This window comes from Nonomuraea sp. CX421, from assembly GCF_059358955.1.
Window position 1 is genome coordinate 42901 of the sequence record NZ_JCADBK010000033.1, and the last position, 17425, is coordinate 60325.

A 17425-nucleotide genomic window follows, 5' to 3' on the forward strand; every position below is an offset into this window, starting at 1 on the left:
GCATAGAGCCCGTTTCGCCGACGATGCTAGGCGGGGGCGGGATCTCACGGACCGGGTATTCGTCGCGTGCATCCGGCGGGCGGCGCAACATCTGTCGAGCCGTCTCGTCCTGGTGGAGACGAGGCGGCCCCGCTCAGGCCGTCGTCTCGCCCGCGGCGCGTACGAACGGCTCCAGCAGGGCCCGCGCGGACTCCCAGACGGTCTCCAGCTCGGTGCCGGACTCGATCAGCCGGGATCCGGCGAACACGATGGCGTTGATCATCTCGGCCGTCTCGGGCACCGCGGGGACGCCGAGGTGGCGCAGCGCATCCACCAGCGGCTCCAGCAGCTGCTCGTGCATGGCACGGCTCTGCTCGGCGACCGCGTCGCCCGGCGCGACCTCCGCCAGGACGGTGGCCAGCGCGTGCTCGCCCTCGGTGATGAGCTCGAAGTTGGTCAGCACGTAGGCGAGCACGCGGTCGGCGGGGGTCGCGGCGGCCTCCATCGCGGCGGCGACCCGGGCCGACCAGCGAGGGAAGACGTCCTCCACCAGCGCGTTGAGCAGGTCCTCCGATGACCGGAAGTACTGGTAGAGGCTGGGCCGGGCCAGCCCGGCGCGGGCCGCGACCCGGGTCAGCGTCGGTGGCCGGCCGGTCTCCGCGAGGATCTGCCTGGCCGCGTCGAGCAGCGCCCTGTGCTGGGCGGCCCGATGCTCGGCGACGGTCGGCGCCTGGATGCGTGGCACCTGCCCTCCTCCACCATGGTCGGCCTACTCCGACAGTCTCCCATCCACCATCGACAGGACGCGGTCGCAGTGGCCGAGCACGTCGTGATCGTGGGTGACCATGATCGTCGCCACGGCGGACTCGTGCGTCTCGTGCGCGAGCAGCTTGACGATGTCGTCACTGCGGGCGCGGTCGAGCGCGGCGGTCGGCTCGTCCACCAGCAGCACGGCCGGGCGGGTGACGAGCGCGCGGGCGATGCCCACCCGCTGCCGCTCGCCGCCGGACAGCTGGTGGGGGCGGTGCCCGGCGCGGTGCCCCATGCCGACCCGGTCGAGCAGCTCTCGCGGGTCGTGCCCGTCACCCGCGCGCTTGCCCGCCACGTCGAGCGCGAAGCGGAGCTGGTCGAGCGCGGTGAGGGCGGGGATGAGGTTGCCGGACTGGAAGACGAACCCGATCCGCTCGCGGCGGTGGCGCGCCTTCTCGCGGGAGCTCGCCCGGGAGATGTCGACGCCGTCGAGCAGGACCCGGCCGGTGTCGGGCGTGGTGAGCGCGCCGGCGACGGCGAGCAGGCTCGACTTGCCGGAGCCGGACGGCCCGACGATGGCGACGAACTCGCCGGACGCCACGTCGAGGTCGACGTCGTCGAGCGCGGTGACCGTGGCGTCGCCGTCGCCGAGGGACAGGGTGACGCCCTCCACCAGCAGGCCACCCCGTTCCTGGGCGCCGGCCCGGCGGGAGTCCGGGTGCGGGGACGTGGAGCGGGTGGTCATCGTTGCCCTCCCAGGGCTGCGAGCGGGTCGACGCGGACGATGCGGCCCACGGCCGCCGCGGCACCGGCGAGGCCGAGGCCGACGAGGAGCAGGGCGGCGAAGACGAGCGGGCCCGCCTCCAGCGCGAACGGCATGGGGGTCGTGGTGAGCAGCGTGCCGCCGCCCACCCCCAGCAGGAAGCCCACGGCGGTGGACACGGTCAGGATCACGGTCGCCTGGATCATCGTGTCCCGCATGAGATAGCCGGTCGAGGCGCCCATGGCCCGTACGACGGCGAGCTCGTGCTTGCGCTGGATCGTCCACACGGTGAAGAACGTTCCGACGACGAGCGCGGAGATGGCGTACAGGAAGACCTGGATGAGCGTGAGGGTGGAGGTCTCGGCGGAGTAGCCGGGGGAGGCGCTGAAGGACTCGTCGAGCGTCATGCTCGTGGTGCCCGCCGCGGCGTCGCCGCCGGACAGGTCGATCCGGTCGCCGTCCCGGGCGCGCAGGGCGATGGCCGTGGCCTCCTCGTACGCCCCCTCACGCGCCTGGTCGTCCGGCCCGGCGCCGGCGTGCACCTGCTGCCAGGCGCGCAGCGGCAGGTACGCCACGTCGACGTGCCCGAAGGTGCGCTGGTCGCCCGTGCTGCCGACCACCTTGAGCCGGGTGCCCAGGCGGTCGATGACGACGGTGTCGCCGATGGCCAGGCCCTCGTCCAGGACGGTCTGGCTGACCACGATCCCGTCGGGGTCGCCGAGCCCGGCGCCGTCGGAGACGGCGGGCGCGAGGAACGAGCCGGGCTCGACGCCGAACAGGGCCAGATCGATCGGCACCTGACTGCCGGCGGCGGTCGTGGCCTTGGCGTTGACCAGCATGTTGCCGAACGGCGCGGCGTCGGCGACGTCGTCGCGGCCCTTCCACGCCTCGGCCTGGTTCAGGTTGACGGTGCTGCGGGAGAACGCGGAGTCGGTCTTGGTGCCCTCGGCGAAGGCGAACGCGGTGACGGGCAGCCGCTGGAGCCCGGAGACGCCGTCGTTGACGAGCCCGGAGGACAGGCCGGACAGCAGGACGACGAGGATCGCGATGAGGGCGACGACGCCGCCCATCAGGCCGAAACGTGCGCGGGCGAAGACCAGCTCGCGCCAGGCCAGGAACATGGCACTCCTTTTACGGGGACGGACGAGCGCCCCGACTTGCCGACGCGCCGTTGGCAAGATACCAACATTAAGTCGGAAAGATGGAATTCCGGATGTGAGCGGCGCGATAGAGCAGGGCCACCTGCTCGGCGGCGGCGAGCACCCGTTCGCGCAGCTCCGGCGGGGAGATCACCTCGGCGTCGGCGCCCAGCCTGAGGAACTCGCCCACCGCGTGACCGATCGACTCGATCGGCACCGTCACCCGCGTCCAGCCTTCCGCGTCGGCCGGCTCGGCGCTGGCCCGCGCCGCCGTGACCACGCCGGGCGTCATCAGGTCGGCCAGCCGGCGCAGCCCGTCCGGCGACAGCCGCACCACCGCCTGCCCCCAGCGCAGCCGGGCCTCGAACTCCGCGAGGTAGTGCTGCCAGTAGGCGGCCAGGTCGAAGTCCTCGGGCCGGGTGAAGCGCTCGGCCAACGGCCGCAGGCGGAGGATCTGCGAGACCCGGTAGGTGCGCACCTGCTCGCCGGACCGCGCCACCAGATACCACCGCCCCGCCTTGACCACCAGCCCGTACGGCTCCAGCCGCCGGTCCACCTCCTGGGGAGCCTTCCACCGGCGGTACCTGATCTGGAGCGCGTGCTCGTTCCACACGGCGTCGGCCACGGCGGGCAGATGGGGGACAGGGTCCTGGTCGCGGTACCAGGAGGGGGCGTCGAGATGGAAGCGCTGCTGGATCCGTCCGGCCCGGTCGCGCAGCTCCTCGGGCAGCGCGGCCATCAGCTTGAGCTGCGCGGCCGTCACCACCGCGCCCAGCCCCAGCTCGGCCGCGGGCCCCGGCAGCCCGGCCAGGAACAGCGACTCCGCCTCGTCGGGGGTCAGCCCGGTCAGCCTGGTGCGATAGCCGTCGAGCAGCTGGTAGCCGCCCCTGGGGCCGGCGTCGCCGTACAGCGGGATGCCGGCCGCGTGCAGCGACTCGACGTCACGGTAGATCGTCCGGACCGAGACCTCGAGCCGCTCGGCGAGGGCCTGCGCGGTCATGCGGCCGCGGGTCTGCAGAAGGAGCAAGATCGAAACGAGGCGAGATGCGCGCACATTCACTGACATTACCTGTCAGTGACCCTGCCCTACGGTCTCGCTCATGAACGGCTTCGACTTCCTCATCGGCACCTGGAACGTGACCAACACCCGGCTCGTCAAGCGGCTCGCGGGCAGCGACGAGTGGGAGGAGTTCCCCGGCAGGTCCGTCATCACCCGGCACTTCGACGGCGCCGCCAACTTCGACGAGATCGTCTTCCCGACCAAGGGCTACGCCGGGCTGACGCTCCGGATCTACGACCCGGCCACCGAGCTGTGGTCGATCTACTGGGCGAGCAGCGTCACCGGTGTGCTCGGCCTGCCGCCCATGGTCGGCCGCTTCGAGGGGCGCCGGGGCGAGTTCTACGCCGACGACACCGACGAGGGGAGGCCCGTGCGCTGCCGCTTCATCTGGACCGTCCTGGGGGAGGACGCCTGCCGGTGGGAGCAGGCCTTCTCGGTGGACGGCGAGCAGACCTGGGAGACCAACTGGATCATGGAGTTCGTGCGGGCGTGACGCTGTCCAGGATCGCGTCGAGCGCCTGGCGGGCCGCCTGTCCGTCGGGCTCGGCGTTGCCATAGACGTAGGAGATCGCGCCGTCCGCCTGCACCGCCACCAGGCGGACGTAGGCGGGATCCTGGCCGGCGCCGGCGAAGACCACCCGGAACGACGCCGTCGCGGCGGGCAGGCCGCCGAGCTCCAGCGGCCGCGTGCGCGTCTCCTCGCCGCTGTCGATGGCGGGCAGCAGGCGCCGGGCGGTCTCCATCGCGACGGTGCGGGCCCTGGCCTGCAACTGCTCGGGGCTCAGCGCGGGCCCCTCCTGACGGAACGCGACCACGGTCGTGCCGCCGTGCGCGATGCCCGAGGTGAACGCCGGGTCGCCGGTCTTCGCCCAGCCCGCCGGGAGGAGGTAGGAGACCTGGGCGCGCGTGTCCGTGACGCGCGGCGGCCCCGTGGGCGCTCCCGCCGGCCCGGCCGGCGCCTGGGCGTCTGCCTGGGCCCGCATCCAGAGGATCGCGGCCACGGCCAGCGCCGCCACGAGCACCGCGATGCCGCCCACCACGATCGCCCACCACCAGCCGGACCTGCTGGGCTTGGTCTCGTACTGGGGGACGTCGGGCAGCATGTCGGGGGTGTAGGGCAGGCGCTGCGTGCCGGGGTTCTCCGGCGGGGCGGGACGCGGCCAGCGGTGCCTGACCGTCCGGCTGGGATCGGGGTCCTGCGGGCCGGGACGTTCTGAAGTCATGAATCCTCGGAACACGGGCAGGGGGCGGGCTACAAGGCCATTGTCACATCCGTACGCTACGTCCAGATCAGCGGGAAATATCGGTTAACTGCCGGGATCGGATTCGGCCGTGGCCACGTTCACCCGAGCGTGGGCCTCGTCGATGGCCCGGGAGAGCGAGACGCGGTCCAGCTTGCCCTGGTAGCGGACCCCGTTGACGAACAGGGTGGGCGTGCCGCGCACCCCGCTCGCGTGGCCCGACTGCTCGTCGGCGGCGATCCGGGCGGTCTGCCGGGCGGGGTCGGGCCAGGGGTCCACGCCCAGGTCGGCGGCGTAGCGCGCCAGGTCGGCGTCGGTCAGGGCCCGCTGGTTGGCGAAGAGGACGTCGTGCATCTCCCAGAACCTGCCCTGCTCGGCCGCCGCCTCGGCGACCAGCGCGGCGGGGAAGGCCCTCGGGTGGATGGCGCGCAGCGGGAAGTGCCGGAACACGTGCCGCACGTCGCGCCGCTCGTCGAGCAGTTGCCGCAGGACCGGGTGCAACCGGCCGCAGTAGGGGCACTCGAAGTCGCCGTACTCGACGATCGTCACCTTCGCGCCGGCCGGGCCGCGCACGTGGTCGCCGGGGCCCACCGGGACGCTCAGCCGGTCGGGCAGCTCCTCCTCCGGCTCGGCCTCGGGCGGCGCGCACACCCCGCCGCGGTCCCAGGCCATCCGGAAGATGATCCAGCCCGCCAGCGCCGACATCAGGGAGCCGGCCAGAATGCCGATCTTGGCCTGGTTGTGCAGCGAGGTGTCGTCGAAGGCCAGGTCGACGATGAACAGCGACACCGTGAAGCCGATGCCCGACACGGCCGCGCCGCCGAACACCTGCCCCCACACCAGGTTGCCCGGCAGCACGCCCCAGTTGAGCCGCAGCGGCAGCCAGGTGCCGAGCGCGATGCCGGCGAACTTGCCGAACAGCAGGCCGAGGGCCACGCCGATGGCGATGGGCGAGGTCGCGGCCTGGCGCAGCGTCTCGGCGTCCAGCCGCACCCCGGCGTTGGCCAGCGCGAACACCGGCACGATCACGTACGCGCTCCACGGATGCAGCCGCAGCTGCAGCCGCTCGTTGACCGAGACGGCCCGCTGCACCCGCCGCGTCACCTCGCGCGCCGCGCGGGGATTGGGGTCGTTGGTGAACTCGTGCACCGCCTCGCCCGCGGCCAGCAGTTTGTACTCGCTCGGCGCGTACACGAAGACCAGCACCCCCAGCGCGATGCCGACCAGCGTGGGATGCACGCCGCTCTCCAGCGTCGCCACCCACAGCCCGAACCCGAGCACGATGTACGCGGGCGCCCGCCAGATCTTCAGCCACCGCAACGTCATGATCGCCGCCAGCAGCGCCGCGGCGATGAGCAGCGCGACGACGGACAGGCTCTCGGTGTAGAAGATCGCGATGACGATGATCGCGAGCACGTCGTCCACGATCGCCAGGGTGAGCAGGAACGCCCGCAGCGGGTCCGGGCACCTGGCTCCCACGATGGCGAGCAGCCCCAGCACGAAGGCCGTGTCGGTGGCGATCGGGATGCCCCAGCCGCCCGCGCCGGGCCCGCCGGCGTTCAGCGCGAGGTAGACGCCGGCGGGCAGCAGGATGCCGCCGAGCGCGGCGACGGCCGGGACGGCGATCAGCCGCCGGTCCCTGAGCTGCCCCAGCCGGACCTCGTAGGAGATCTCGAGACCGATGAGGAAGAAGAAGATCGCCATCAGGCCGTCGTTGACCCAGTGGCGCAGGTCGAGGGAGAAGTCGGCGGTGCCGAACGACAGGCCCATCGGGGTGTGCCAGAAGGCGTCGTAGGTGTCGCCCCAGGGCGAGTTGGCCCAGAGGAGGGCCAGCAGGGTGGCGCCCAGCAGCACGCTGGTGCTCCCCGCTTCGGTCCTGAAGAACGCCCGCAACATCCTCAAACCTCCGATGTCCGTTGATACGGAAGTTGAACGTGAAGCCGCCCGCTCTGATTTCCGGCCGGCCGGACATTTATGGGTCTTCTCAAGATGAGCGTGGCTCGTTACGTTCGGGCGGCGCGCAGATAGGCCAGGACGGAGCGGCGCACCCCCGGCCGCCCCCTTGGCGAGCACTCCTCTGTCCTACCCCCCAACGGAGGAAGTCATGAAGCTGCTCCACACCACGTTAGGCGCACTGGCGCTGATCGTCCCGCTCGCGCTGACCGCACCGGCGGCGGCGTCCCCAGCGGCGTTCCCAGCGGCGTCAACAGCGGCAACGGCGGCGTCCCCTGCGACGGCCATGGCCGTGGCGCCGCCCAACATCCCGCTGGCCAACGTCAAGGCCCATCTCACCCAGTTGCAGACGATCGCCACCGCCAACGGCGGCAACCGGGCGCACGGCCGCCCCGGCTACCTGGCCTCGGCCAACTACGTCAAGGGCCGGCTCGACGCCGCCGGGTACACCACCACGCTGCAGTCCTTCACCTACAACGGCGCCACCGGCTACAACGTCATCGCCGACTGGCCCGGCGGCGACCCGAACGACATCCTGATGACCGGCGCCCACCTCGACAGCGTGACGGCCGGGCCCGGCATCAACGACAACGGCTCCGGGTCGGCCTCGATCCTGGAGGTCGCGCTGGAGGTCTCGCGCCAGGCGCTGCAGCCGTCCAAGCACCTGAGATTCGCCTGGTGGGGCGCGGAGGAGCTGGGGCTGCGCGGCTCGCAGTTCTACGTCAACAACCTGCCCGCCACCGAACGCGCGAAGATCAAGGGGTACCTGAACTTCGACATGGTCGGCTCGCCCAACGCCGGCTACTTCCTGTACGACGGCGACAACTCCGACGGCGTCGGCGCGGGCCCCGGCCCGGCGGGATCGGCAGAGCTGGAGCAGACGCTGCAGTCGTACTTCGCCTCCATCGGCGTGCCCACCCGGGGGACCGACTTCGACGGCCGCTCCGACTACGGCCCGTTCATCGCGGTCGGCATCGCGGCCGGAGGCACGTTCACCGGCGCGGAGGGGATCAAGTCGTCCGCCCAGGCCCAGCTCTGGGGAGGCACGGCGGGGCAGGCGTTCGACCCCTGCTACCACCGCGCCTGCGACACGACCGCCAACATCAACGACACGGCGCTGGACCGCAACGCCGACGCCGTCGCCCACGCGGTGTGGACGCTCGGCACCGCCGTGCCGCCGGTCACCGTGTGGTCGGACACGTTCGAGACGAGCACCGGCTGGGTCACCAACCCCGACGGCACCGACACCGCGACCGCGGGCCTGTGGGAGCGGGGCGACCCCGAGGCGACCACCTCCAGCGGCGCCAAGCAGCTCGGCACCACGGTGAGCGGGACGAACGACCTGGTCACCGGGCGCACGGCCGGTTCGAGCGCGGGCGCGAACGACGTCGATGGCGGCCTCTCGTCGATCCGCTCGCCGGCGATCACGCTGCCCTCCAGCGGGGTGCTGAAGGTCTCGATGTCGTGGTACCTGGCCCACGGCAGCAACTCCTCCAGCGCCGACTTCTTCCGCGTGCGGGTCGTGGGCTCCTCCAGTGCCACGGTGTTCACCCAGGCCGGCGCGGCCACCGACCGTGACGGGGCCTGGGGCACGGCCAGCGCGGACATCTCCGCCTTCGCCGGGCAGAGCGTCCGCATCGTGATCGAGGCCGCCGACGCCTCGGGCGCCAGCCTGGTCGAGGCGGGCGTGGACGACGTCAAGATCACCCAGCAGTGACGTGGAGGGTCCTTCAGCCGGCGGCTGGGGGACCCGCCTCCGTCAGGGCGGTCACCACGCGGGCGACCAGCTCGCGGGTCTCCTCGAAGCCGGCCGCGGCCAGCGCGGGAGTGCCGGCGAGCGAGCGCATCACGCCGAGGCCGAGCAGCAGCGCGCCGACCATCTCGGCCCGCAGGGCGGGATCGTCGCCGCCCATGCGTTCGGTGAAGTCCTTCAGGTAGCCCTCGCAGAGCTCCTGGCGCAGCCGGTCGCGTACGGCGGCGCGGCCCGAGGAACGCAGCATCACCAGGAGCGGATGCTCGCCGTCGAACTGCTCCCAGTCGGCGAAGACCACGTCGTGCAGCAGGGTGGCGGCCAGGTCGGTGAGCGGTCGCCCGGGCGCCGGCCCGGCGGGCAGCTCGGTGCGCACCGCTTCGGCGTAGAGCCGGTCCTTGGACTCGAAGTAGCGGAACACCAGGGCGGGGTCCACGCCCACGTCACCGGCGATCTCGCGCACTCCGGTGCCGTCGTAGCCCTGCCGGGCGAACCTGAGGCGCGCGGCGTCGAGAAGGGCCGCGCGGGTGGCCGCCTTGTCGCGGCGTCTGGGTCGCTGCATGAAGTCAGCATAAGTCATCAGTTGTTGACTTAGTCTGCCGGGGCACCTAGAGTCTCCTTGTCATCGACCGATGACTTATTGACTCGGAGGCTCCTGCATGCGTACGTATGTGATCACCGGCGGTACTGACGGGATGGGCAAAGGGCTGGGCCTGCACTTCCTGGAGCGCGGCGACCGGGTGATCGCCGTCGCCAGCGGGGAGCCGAAGGGCAGGGCCTTCCTCGCCGAGGCGGAGGCGCTCGGCGCGGGCGAGCGCGCGGTGTTCCTGCGGGCCGACCTGAGCACCGTGGCGGGCATGCGGCGGGTGGTCGAGGAGGTGACGGCGACCACGGAGGCGGTGGACGGGCTCGTCTTCGGGGCGCAGCGCTTCCGGCCCGTCCGCGAGGAGACCGCAGACGGGCTCGAGTTCACCTTCGCGCTCAGCTACCTCAGCCGGGTCGTCATCGGCGAAGGACTGATGGAACGCCTGGAGCGCGCGGACGCGCCCGTCATCATGAGCCTCGCCGGGTCCGGCGGCCTCCCCGGCCAGATCTTCTGGGACGACCTCCAACTGCGCGAGGGCTACAAGGGGATGCGCGCGTCGATGCAGTCCTCCCGCTGTCTCGACCTGCTGGGGGCCGGCTTTCCCGCCCGCCACCCCGGAGCCCGGACGAGGTACGTCCTCTACAACCCGGGGTTCGTGAACACCGGCATGGCCGACCCGCTCCGCCAGCCGATGCGCTCCCTGACCAAGGTGCTCGCCAGGTTCTTCGCCATGCCCGTGAGCAAGGCGATCGTGCCCATCGCGCGGCTTCTCGACCACCCGCCCGAGGCCGCCGCCACGGCGTTCATGCGCGGAAAGCCGCTCCCGCTGACCGGCACCGCCTTCGACCCGGCCGCCGCGGACCGGCTCCACCGGGTCACCGCCGACCTGCTGGCCGGCCTGCCCGCCACGCGATGACCGCGACCGGTGCCGCTCCGTGGCCGGCGACGGAGCGGGTGGGCGCGCGCCACGCGTGATCGGGCGCTTTGGCTGTCATGTTCGCGACATGTCGCTGTTTGCCCATGCGAAAATCCCCTATGAGCAGGCGTGATCCTCCATCGTCTTGGACGACTGAAGTTTGGGGCCAGCCCCCACCGACAGATCGGTTCGTTCATGCGATGGATCCCCCGCCTCGCCGCCATCGGCGCGGGCCTGGCGATGATTGCCGTACCGGTGCCCGCGCACGCCGCGGCGCCCGAGCCAGCGGCCGGCTCAGACCCGCACCGGGTGACGCTGATCACCGGTGACGTGGTGACGGTTCAGGAGTTCGCGGGCGGCAAGCGAGCGGCGACCGTGCGGCCCGGCAAGGGCCGCGAGAACATCAGGTTCTTCACCAGGGAAGAGAACGGCGACCTGGTGATCACCCCCGCCGACATGGTCCCCTACCTCTCCCGGGGCCTCATGGACGAGCGGCTGTTCGCGGTCAGTGACCTGATCGAGCAGGGCTACGACGACGAGAGCAGCGACGTCCTGCCGCTGATCCTGGCCTACAAGGAGAGCGGGCAGGCCGTCACGCTGAAGAGCGTCAACGCGCGCACGCTGCGGGCGGACAAGGACGCGCTGCCCGTGCTCTGGGCCGCCGAGCGCGCGGGAGGCGAGCCGCGGCTGCGCGACGGGCTGGCCAAGATCTGGCTCGACGGAAAGGTCACCGCGTCGCTGGAGCACAGCGTCCCGCAGGTGGGCGCGCCACAGGCCTGGCAGGACGGGTACGACGGCAAGGGCGTGAAGGTCGCCGTCCTCGACACCGGGATCGACGAGACCCACCCCGACGTCGCGACCAAGGTCACCCAGGCCCGCAACTTCACCGACGACCCCTCGGCCAAGGACGAGCACGGCCACGGCACCCACGTCGCCGCCACCGTGGCGGGCACCGGCGAGGCGTCCGGCGGGCTGCGCAAGGGCGTCGCGCCCGGCGCCGAGCTGATCAACGGCAAGGTGCTGAACGCCGAGGGCAGCGGCACCGAGTCGCAGGTGCTCGCCGGCATGGAGTGGGCCGCCAGGGAGAGCGGGGCCGACATCGTCAACATGAGCCTCGGCGGCGGCCCCACCGACGGCACCGACCCGCTCAGCACGGCGGTGGACATCCTGACTGAGGAGACCGGCAGCCTGTTCGTCATCGCCGCGGGCAACCAGGGCGGCGACTACACGGTGGGCGCGCCGGGAGCCGCCGCCTCCGCGCTGACCGTCGGCGCGGTCGACGCGAACGACGCGCTGGCGCCCTTCTCCAGCCGCGGCCCGCGTCTGGACGAGGCGCTCAAGCCGGACATCACCGCCCCAGGCGTGAGCATCACCGCCGCACGGGCCGCGGGCACCGGGCTGGGCACGCCCGTCGACGACCGGTACACGAAGCTGTCCGGCACGTCGATGGCCACGCCGCACGTGGCGGGCGCGGCGGCGGTGCTGGCCCAGCGCCATCCGGAGTGGAAGCCCGGGCAGCTCAAGGACGCCCTGGTGTCCACGGCGAAGACCGTCGCGGGCCAGACGCCGTACGAGCAGGGCGGCGGCCGCCTGGACGTGGCGCGCGCCGTCCGGCAGGGTGTCACGGCCACCGCGTCGCTCAGCATGGGCGTGCACGAGGAGGGCGGAACCGGCACCCCCGGCGGCACCGTCACCTACACCAACACCGGCCAGGAGCCCGTCTCGCTGACCGTCGCCGCCACCCTGACCAACCTGGACGGCGCCGCCCCCGGCGAGGGGGCGGTGAAGCTGTCGGCGACGACCGTCACCGTGGACGCCGGGGCGAGCGCGGCCGTCGAGACCACCGTGGACCTGGCCAGGCTCGCGCACGGCAGGCACGTCGGATACGTCACCGCCACCACGGCGGACGGCTCGGTGGCCGCGCACACCACGCTCGCGCTGACCCGGCGTGGCAGGATGCACACGGTGCGCTTCACCGGCGTCGACCGGGACGGCAGCCCCGCCCGCGTGCCGCTGATCACCATGTACGGCGCCGCCGCCAGGGACGACGCCCTGGGCCACATCCTGCACGAGCACGAGGGCTGGACGGTGGAGCTGCCGGAGGGCACCTACCACATGCAGGCGATCATGGATGAGTCGAAGGGCGAGCTGCCCGTCGGATCCTTCATCGTCAACCCCGAGCTGCCGGTCACGTCGGACATGGAGGTCGTGCTCGACGCCAGGACCGCCGTGCCCATCGAGATCAGGACCTCTCAGGAGGTGATGCAGGACGGCATCTCCACCTTCTTCACCCATCGCACCTACGGCTCCCGCGAGATCAGCCTGAGCGCGATGAACTACCCCTCGATGGAGACGCTCGCGGTCACCCCCACCGCGCCGGTGCGGAACGGCACCTTCGAGTTCTCTTCGCGCTGGCAACTGGCCGCGCCCCGGGTGACTGCCCGGCTGGGCCGCGATCCGCTGGTGGTCCGCCCCACGATCAGGTCACCGGAGCTCGCCGGCAGGAAGCGCCTGCCGCTGGTCCACGGCGGCACCGGCGACATGACCGGGCTGGACGTCAAGGGCAAGGCGGTGGTCATCACCAGCGAGGCGTTCGACGACTGGACGGACAAGCTGCCGGGCATCGCCGCGGCCGGCGCGGCGGTGGTGTTCGTGGTCGGGCCCGACGGCGAGGTCATGTGGCAGCCGTGGTCGCCGGTGGGCGAGCGCGACCCGCTGCCCACGATGATGGTCACGCACGACCGCGGCCAGGCGCTGCTGGCCAGCGCCCGCACCGGCCGTGCCGTGCTCGACGTGACCGGCCAGTTCGCGACGCCCTACCTGTACGAGGTCATGCAGGTCTCCTCCGGCCAGGTGCCCCAGCGGATCGTGCACGAGGTCAACTGGCGCAACACCGCCCGCGTCGACACGAACTACCAGGAGTCCGGCGGCGGCTCGTACGGCAAGGACCAGCGGTACGGCTGGCGGCCGTGGCAGACCTACGACCTGGCCCTGCAGATGGAGACCCAGCGCGTGATGCGCACCCCGCTGAACAGGGCCGAGTACGTCAGTTCGGGTGACACCCAGTGGCAGCACGTGGTCCAGCACACGCTCACCTGGGAGTCGATGAACCAGCTGCGCGGCGGCCTGACCGACCGGCCCAGGACGTACCGGGCGGGCGAGATCGTCAAGGAGCGCTGGTTCGCCCCCGTCGTACGCCCGGCCGCTCTGGCCGCCACCCGCACGGGTGACGTCCTGTCGGTGCGGGTGCCCGAGTTCGTCGACGCCGACGGTCATTACGGCCACGCGGGCGGGAGCAACGACGAGGACACCACCGCGGCCCGGGTCTATCGCGACGGTGAGCTGCTGGAGGAGCGGACAGGCCTGTGGGCCGACCTCGCCGCCGTGCCGGAGGACGCCGAGTACCGCCTGGAGCTGTCCACGACCCGGACCTCGCAGGAGTGGCGGTACGCCACGGCCACCGAGAGCTCCTGGACGTTCAGGTCCGCCAGGCCGGCGGGCACGCAGCCGCTGCCGCTGCTCGGCGTGGACTACGACGTGCCGGCCGATCTGGAAGGGAAGGTGCGCCGCACGCTGCCGGTCGCGCTGGGCTTCACCGCGCGGGACGCGAAGAAGCTGACCGCGGAGATGTCCTACGACGACGGCAGGACCTGGAAGAAGCTGACGCTCCTGCCTCTGGGGCAGGGCCGGCACAAGGCGGTGGTCTCCCACCGTAAGACCGACACCGGGGTGTCCCTGCGGGTCACCGCGACCGGCGCCTCGGGCCAGCGGTTCGCGCAGACCGTCACCCGGGCGTACGGGGTCGAGTAGCGGGCCGGGGGCCGTACTCAGGATGAAACAGCCCCTCCGCCCCTCTCCCGGGCGGCGGAGGGGCGGATGGGTGGCGTCGGCCACGATCGTCCGGTCTGACGCTAAGATCCTTTATCTTGCCGTGCGCCGTATTCCAAGATCCGGCGGACTTGACTGTGCGTACCGGCGACGTCGAGCACGCCCGGAACCGCGACGGCACAGGAAGATCAGGTACGGGGGAGAGGATCATGGCGCAGCACACGCCTCACGAGCATGCCGAACAGCCGCCCGAGCAGTGGGACGCGCCGCCGCCGCAGCCGCCGTACGGCGGTGCCTGGAGTTCGCCTCCCGCGCCCCAGGGACCTCCCGGTTTTCCCGGGCAGGCTCCGACGCATCCTGGGGTGCCCCAGCCCGGCTACCCGGGCCCGCCACCGATGCCTCCCCAGTTCCAGGGCCCGCCTTACCCTCCGCACGGGCCTCCGCACGGGCCTCCGCACGGGCCGGGTGTCCCGGGCCGCGCAGCGCGCCGCGGAGGGGCCGGGGTCCTGATCGCGGTGATCGCCGCGGTCCTGGTCGTCGCCGTGGGTGGCGGTCTCGTCTGGGCGCTCTCCGAAAGCGGCGCTGTCGAGTTCTCGCTCTCCGGGGGCGGCGGCGACCTGGAGATCGCCTGGACCAAGGAGTCCGAGCAGGAGCGGCTGCCCGGCGGGTCGGGACCGCTCCCGGAGACGTACGCCACGTGGCTGACCGAGGAGCTCGTCGTCCGGGCCTCGACCGACGGCGTCGCGGCGTACCGGCTGACTGACGGCACGCAGGCGTGGACCGTCCCGCTGCCGGACGGGGCGCGGATGTGCACGGCCGCCGCCACCGCGTCCGGCGACCACGGCGTGATCGCCTACGGCGGCAGGCGCTGCGACCGGCTGGGGATGATCGACCTGCGGGCCGGAAAGCTCGCCCGTAGCGTGCGGGTGCCGACGCCGAAGAACGCCGGGGAGCGGCCGGCGGCAACACGTCTCGTCGTCGCGGGCGACGTGGCGATCGTCGACGACGAGGGCGCCATGACCGCCTTCGGGATGTCCGCCGGCGAGCAGCGGTGGCGTCAGGAGGACGGCGACTGCAGGGGCGACGTGTGGGCGATGGGGGAGAAGCGGATCGTCTTCGAGCGACGCTGCGTCTCGAAGCGGGGGATGTTCGTCGTCACGATCGACCCGGCGACCGGCAGGGACCTGTCCGAGACCTTCATGGGCGACAGGGCGGTCGTGTTGAACGTCGTCTCGGCCGATCCGGTCGTGCTCGTGATCGGCCCCAGCCCCTCGGGGCCGCCGATCCCGCAGGTGGTCGTGCTCGATCCGCAGGGGAAGAAGACCACCGAGATACCGTCGCAGGCCGCGGGAAGGGACCTCCTGGCGTTGGGCACGACCTCGCTCACCTCGTCGGCCGCCATCGACCAGCCTGCGATGTTCGTCCGCGACAACACGCTCTTCGCGGTGAACAAGGCGGTCAGACCGTGGAGCATGGTCGCGTTCGACCTGACGACCGGGAAGCAGGTGTGGACCGAGAAGGGCAACCAGGGGGAGACGAAGATCATCCGGGTGGATGCCCGTGGCGTGTGGGCGCTGCAGACCTCGTCCAATGACGGCCACCTCGTGCTGACCGATCCCAAGACCGGCGAGACCTCGGTCGTCAGGGAGGGCGGGTTGACGCCGGCCTGGTCCTCGATCAAGTCCAGCCAGGTGTTCGAGCACCGGGACACACTGGTGGTGACGCCGACCTCACGCAAGATCGATGTCGTGCCCTCGCTGGTCGTGCTCCGCTGAGCGGCTCGCCCACTCCGCCGGCCCCCAGGCGGCGCGACGCTACAACCAGCGCTCGCGGGCCGCATGCCAGGCGAGTTGCATCCTGGTCTGCGCGCCCGCGAGCCGCATCAGGTGGTAGACGCGGCGCTGCACCGTACGCAGGCTGAGCCCGAGCTGGCTGGCGATCGACTTCTCCGGCACCCCGGCGACCAGCAGCGAGAGCAGGTAGAGCTCGTCGGCGTCCAGCGGGCAGCCGGGCGTGGTGTCGATGACCTGCCCGTCCTCCAGGAACCTGATCGGCGTGGCCCGCTCCCACTGGGCCTCGAACAACGCGATCAGCGCCTCCAGCAGGCTGCTCCCACGCACCAGCGCGGCCGTCGGCTCGGTCGTCCGGCCGGCGTACTGCACCAGCGGCAGCAGCGCGATGGACCGGTCGGCGATCATCATCCGCACGGGCAGCGACCGCACGGCCCGCGCCTGTTCGCCCAGCTTGATGCCGAACGCCACGTTGGCCACCATCCCGGGCTCCTCCAGCAGGGCCCGCTCGTAGATGACCCGGTAGGTCACCCCGCGGCCGAGCGCCTCAAGCTCCTCGGTGTTGTCCGTGGACGGCATCACCACGTGCCCGGCCCGGCAGAAGTACATGACCTCCTCGCGGGCGCTGTCCTGCAGATGGCGGACCTGTTCGCGCAGCGCGGCCCCGCTGGGCAGCACCTCGATCAGCCGGTCGGCGTCCCTGCGGCGCAGGCTGGCGCGGTATTCCTCGGCGAGCTGGTCGACCGCCTGCCGCGCCCAGTCGATCGTCTCCTGCTGCCGCGCCAGCCGCGGCCCGAGAGCCACCTCCGGCGCCACGGGCGCGAACCTGCGGCCCCCACTGCCCGCGACCTCACGGACGAGCTCCATGCCCACCATGGACGCCAGCGCGGTGGCCGCGGCCTCCGGGGTGACGCCCAGTTCCTCGGCCAGCCCGGTCAGATCCGCCTCACCGGCCCGCACCAGTAACCGGTAGGCCCGCTCCTCCACCTCGTCCAGCCCGGCGACCTTCAGCATTCCCCCATGATGGCATGTGCCAAAAAGCGGATAAATGCTGCACATAACGGCACATGTGGGCCGGGTCCGGTGCGCCGGCTACGGCTCCAGGGCGCGCAGGTAGGCGGCGGCCTCGTCGAGCTGGTCCTCGGTGAACACGCGGACGCCGTGGCCCTCCAGCAGGGCGGTGGTGACGCCCTGGCCGGGCACGCGCCGTCCACTGAACGTGCCGTCGTAGACGGCCAGCGCGCCGCACGAGGGGCTGCCCTCCTTCAGCACCGCGAGCCGGACCCCGTCCGCCCGGGCGGCGTCGAGCGCGGCCCGCGCCCCCGCGAGGAACTGCGCCGTGACGTCGGACCCGTCGGCGGTCAGCACGCGGGCGTCGCCCGCGAGCACCGCCGCGCCGCCGAGACCGCGCTCGATCTCCGCGGCCGGCCGCGGGACCGCCAGGCCGCCTTCCACCTCAGGGCAGAACGGCACCAGCCGGCCCTCGCGCCGCCAGGCGGCCAGCACGGCGTCGGAGCTGGCCTTGGCGCCGCCGTCGTAGCGCACCCGGCGGCCCATCAGGCACGCGCTGACCAGGATTCTCTCCACCCTTCGATCCTACGAGCGCGGCCGCCCACGACGACACTGGCGGCCGGTGCCGCGCGGGGGCCGGACGGAATCGAGGGCGGGCC

The 17425-nt window shown here is 72.3% G+C and carries 14 protein-coding genes; 5 read left to right on the top strand and 9 right to left on the bottom strand.

Features of this window, described 5'->3' with window-relative positions; genetic code table 11:
* Positions 1 to 133: 133 nt before the first annotated feature.
* From AC5L3X_RS35775 to AC5L3X_RS35790, 4 genes are all read right to left on the bottom strand, one after another.
* The gene (locus AC5L3X_RS35775; RefSeq protein ID WP_494862981.1) at positions 134 to 724 is read right to left on the bottom strand and encodes a TetR/AcrR family transcriptional regulator; all 591 of its coding nucleotides are present in this window, start codon (positions 722 to 724) and stop codon (positions 134 to 136) included.
* A 24-nt stretch (positions 725 to 748) separates the two neighbouring features.
* Positions 749 to 1474 carry an ABC transporter ATP-binding protein gene (locus AC5L3X_RS35780; protein ID WP_189128921.1) on the bottom strand — a complete coding sequence of 242 codons (726 nt, stop codon included), beginning with the start codon at positions 1472 to 1474 and terminating at the stop codon, positions 749 to 751.
* Positions 1471 to 2613, bottom strand: a complete 1143-nt coding sequence (locus AC5L3X_RS35785) for an ABC transporter permease (RefSeq protein ID WP_494862983.1) — start codon at positions 2611 to 2613, stop codon at positions 1471 to 1473. The genes AC5L3X_RS35780 and AC5L3X_RS35785 overlap by 4 nt, the downstream gene beginning before the upstream one ends.
* Before the next feature lie 67 nt (positions 2614 to 2680).
* Positions 2681 to 3697, bottom strand: a complete 1017-nt coding sequence (locus AC5L3X_RS35790; RefSeq protein ID WP_494862985.1) for a helix-turn-helix transcriptional regulator — start codon at positions 3695 to 3697, stop codon at positions 2681 to 2683.
* 34 nt (positions 3698 to 3731) lie between these two features.
* Here AC5L3X_RS35790 and AC5L3X_RS35795 point away from each other — a divergent pair, with 34 nt between their 5' ends.
* Positions 3732 to 4184, top strand: coding sequence for a hypothetical protein (locus tag AC5L3X_RS35795; RefSeq protein WP_494862987.1), 453 nt, complete (start codon positions 3732 to 3734; stop codon positions 4182 to 4184).
* Here the strand turns inward: AC5L3X_RS35795 and AC5L3X_RS35800 are convergent.
* Positions 4162 to 4914: a hypothetical protein gene (locus AC5L3X_RS35800; RefSeq protein ID WP_494862989.1), complete on the bottom strand. Its 753-nt coding sequence runs from the start codon at positions 4912 to 4914 to the stop codon at positions 4162 to 4164. The two genes, AC5L3X_RS35795 and AC5L3X_RS35800, sit on opposite strands and share 23 nt — an antisense overlap.
* 84 nt (positions 4915 to 4998) lie before the next feature.
* Entirely contained in the window at positions 4999 to 6828 is a 1830-nt protein-coding gene (gene nhaA / locus AC5L3X_RS35805; RefSeq protein ID WP_494862991.1) for a Na+/H+ antiporter NhaA, read from the bottom strand.
* Positions 6829 to 7036: 208 nt separating this feature from the next.
* On the opposite strand from nhaA, the gene AC5L3X_RS35810 reads away from it, so the two are divergent.
* Positions 7037 to 8602 (top strand): M28 family peptidase, encoded by a 1566-nt coding sequence (locus tag AC5L3X_RS35810; RefSeq protein ID WP_494862993.1) that lies wholly within the window; start codon positions 7037 to 7039, stop codon positions 8600 to 8602.
* Between the two features lie 13 nt (positions 8603 to 8615).
* Here AC5L3X_RS35810 and AC5L3X_RS35815 read toward each other — a convergent pair whose 3' ends face one another.
* Entirely contained in the window at positions 8616 to 9197 is a 582-nt protein-coding gene (locus AC5L3X_RS35815; RefSeq protein ID WP_494862995.1) for a TetR/AcrR family transcriptional regulator, read from the bottom strand.
* 97 nt (positions 9198 to 9294) lie between these two features.
* On the opposite strand from AC5L3X_RS35815, the gene AC5L3X_RS35820 reads away from it, so the two are divergent.
* The 3 genes from AC5L3X_RS35820 to AC5L3X_RS35830 all read left to right on the top strand — a co-directional run bounded on the left by AC5L3X_RS35820 (position 9295) and on the right by AC5L3X_RS35830 (position 15740).
* Positions 9295 to 10137, top strand: coding sequence for an SDR family NAD(P)-dependent oxidoreductase (locus tag AC5L3X_RS35820; RefSeq protein WP_494862997.1), 843 nt, complete (start codon positions 9295 to 9297; stop codon positions 10135 to 10137).
* 195 nt (positions 10138 to 10332) lie between these two features.
* On the top strand, positions 10333 to 13947 hold the full coding sequence (locus AC5L3X_RS35825) for a S8 family peptidase (RefSeq protein WP_494862999.1): 3615 nt from the start codon (positions 10333 to 10335) through the stop codon (positions 13945 to 13947).
* 413 nt (positions 13948 to 14360) lie between these two features.
* The gene (locus AC5L3X_RS35830; RefSeq protein ID WP_494863026.1) at positions 14361 to 15740 is read left to right on the top strand and encodes an outer membrane protein assembly factor BamB family protein; all 1380 of its coding nucleotides are present in this window, start codon (positions 14361 to 14363) and stop codon (positions 15738 to 15740) included.
* A 39-nt stretch (positions 15741 to 15779) separates the two neighbouring features.
* On the opposite strand, the gene AC5L3X_RS35835 is transcribed toward AC5L3X_RS35830, so the two are convergent.
* Positions 15780 to 16769, bottom strand: a complete 990-nt coding sequence (locus AC5L3X_RS35835; protein ID WP_494863001.1) for a helix-turn-helix domain-containing protein — start codon at positions 16767 to 16769, stop codon at positions 15780 to 15782.
* Positions 16770 to 16847: 78 nt separating this feature from the next.
* The gene (locus AC5L3X_RS35840; protein WP_494863003.1) at positions 16848 to 17342 is read right to left on the bottom strand and encodes a 2-thiouracil desulfurase family protein; all 495 of its coding nucleotides are present in this window, start codon (positions 17340 to 17342) and stop codon (positions 16848 to 16850) included.
* Positions 17343 to 17425 lie beyond the last annotated feature (83 nt).

Excerpts from the sequence above, each read along its gene's own strand:
- AC5L3X_RS35810 (WP_494862993.1), top strand. The coding sequence starts at position 7,037 with ATGAAGCTGCTCCACACCACGTTAGGCGCACTGGCGCTGATCGTCCCG.
- AC5L3X_RS35780 (WP_189128921.1), bottom strand. The coding sequence starts at position 1,474 with ATGACCACCCGCTCCACGTCCCCGCACCCGGACTCCCGCCGGGCCGGC.
- AC5L3X_RS35785 (WP_494862983.1), bottom strand. The coding sequence starts at position 2,613 with ATGTTCCTGGCCTGGCGCGAGCTGGTCTTCGCCCGCGCACGTTTCGGC.
- nhaA (WP_494862991.1), bottom strand. The coding sequence starts at position 6,828 with ATGTTGCGGGCGTTCTTCAGGACCGAAGCGGGGAGCACCAGCGTGCTG.
- AC5L3X_RS35825 (WP_494862999.1), top strand. The coding sequence starts at position 10,333 with ATGCGATGGATCCCCCGCCTCGCCGCCATCGGCGCGGGCCTGGCGATG.
- AC5L3X_RS35830 (WP_494863026.1), top strand. The coding sequence starts at position 14,361 with ATGCCTCCCCAGTTCCAGGGCCCGCCTTACCCTCCGCACGGGCCTCCG.
- AC5L3X_RS35835 (WP_494863001.1), bottom strand. The coding sequence starts at position 16,769 with ATGCTGAAGGTCGCCGGGCTGGACGAGGTGGAGGAGCGGGCCTACCGG.
- AC5L3X_RS35790 (WP_494862985.1), bottom strand. The coding sequence starts at position 3,697 with ATGTCAGTGAATGTGCGCGCATCTCGCCTCGTTTCGATCTTGCTCCTT.
- AC5L3X_RS35800 (WP_494862989.1), bottom strand. The coding sequence starts at position 4,914 with ATGACTTCAGAACGTCCCGGCCCGCAGGACCCCGATCCCAGCCGGACG.
- AC5L3X_RS35795 (WP_494862987.1), top strand. The coding sequence starts at position 3,732 with ATGAACGGCTTCGACTTCCTCATCGGCACCTGGAACGTGACCAACACC.
- AC5L3X_RS35820 (WP_494862997.1), top strand. The coding sequence starts at position 9,295 with ATGCGTACGTATGTGATCACCGGCGGTACTGACGGGATGGGCAAAGGG.
- AC5L3X_RS35815 (WP_494862995.1), bottom strand. The coding sequence starts at position 9,197 with ATGCAGCGACCCAGACGCCGCGACAAGGCGGCCACCCGCGCGGCCCTT.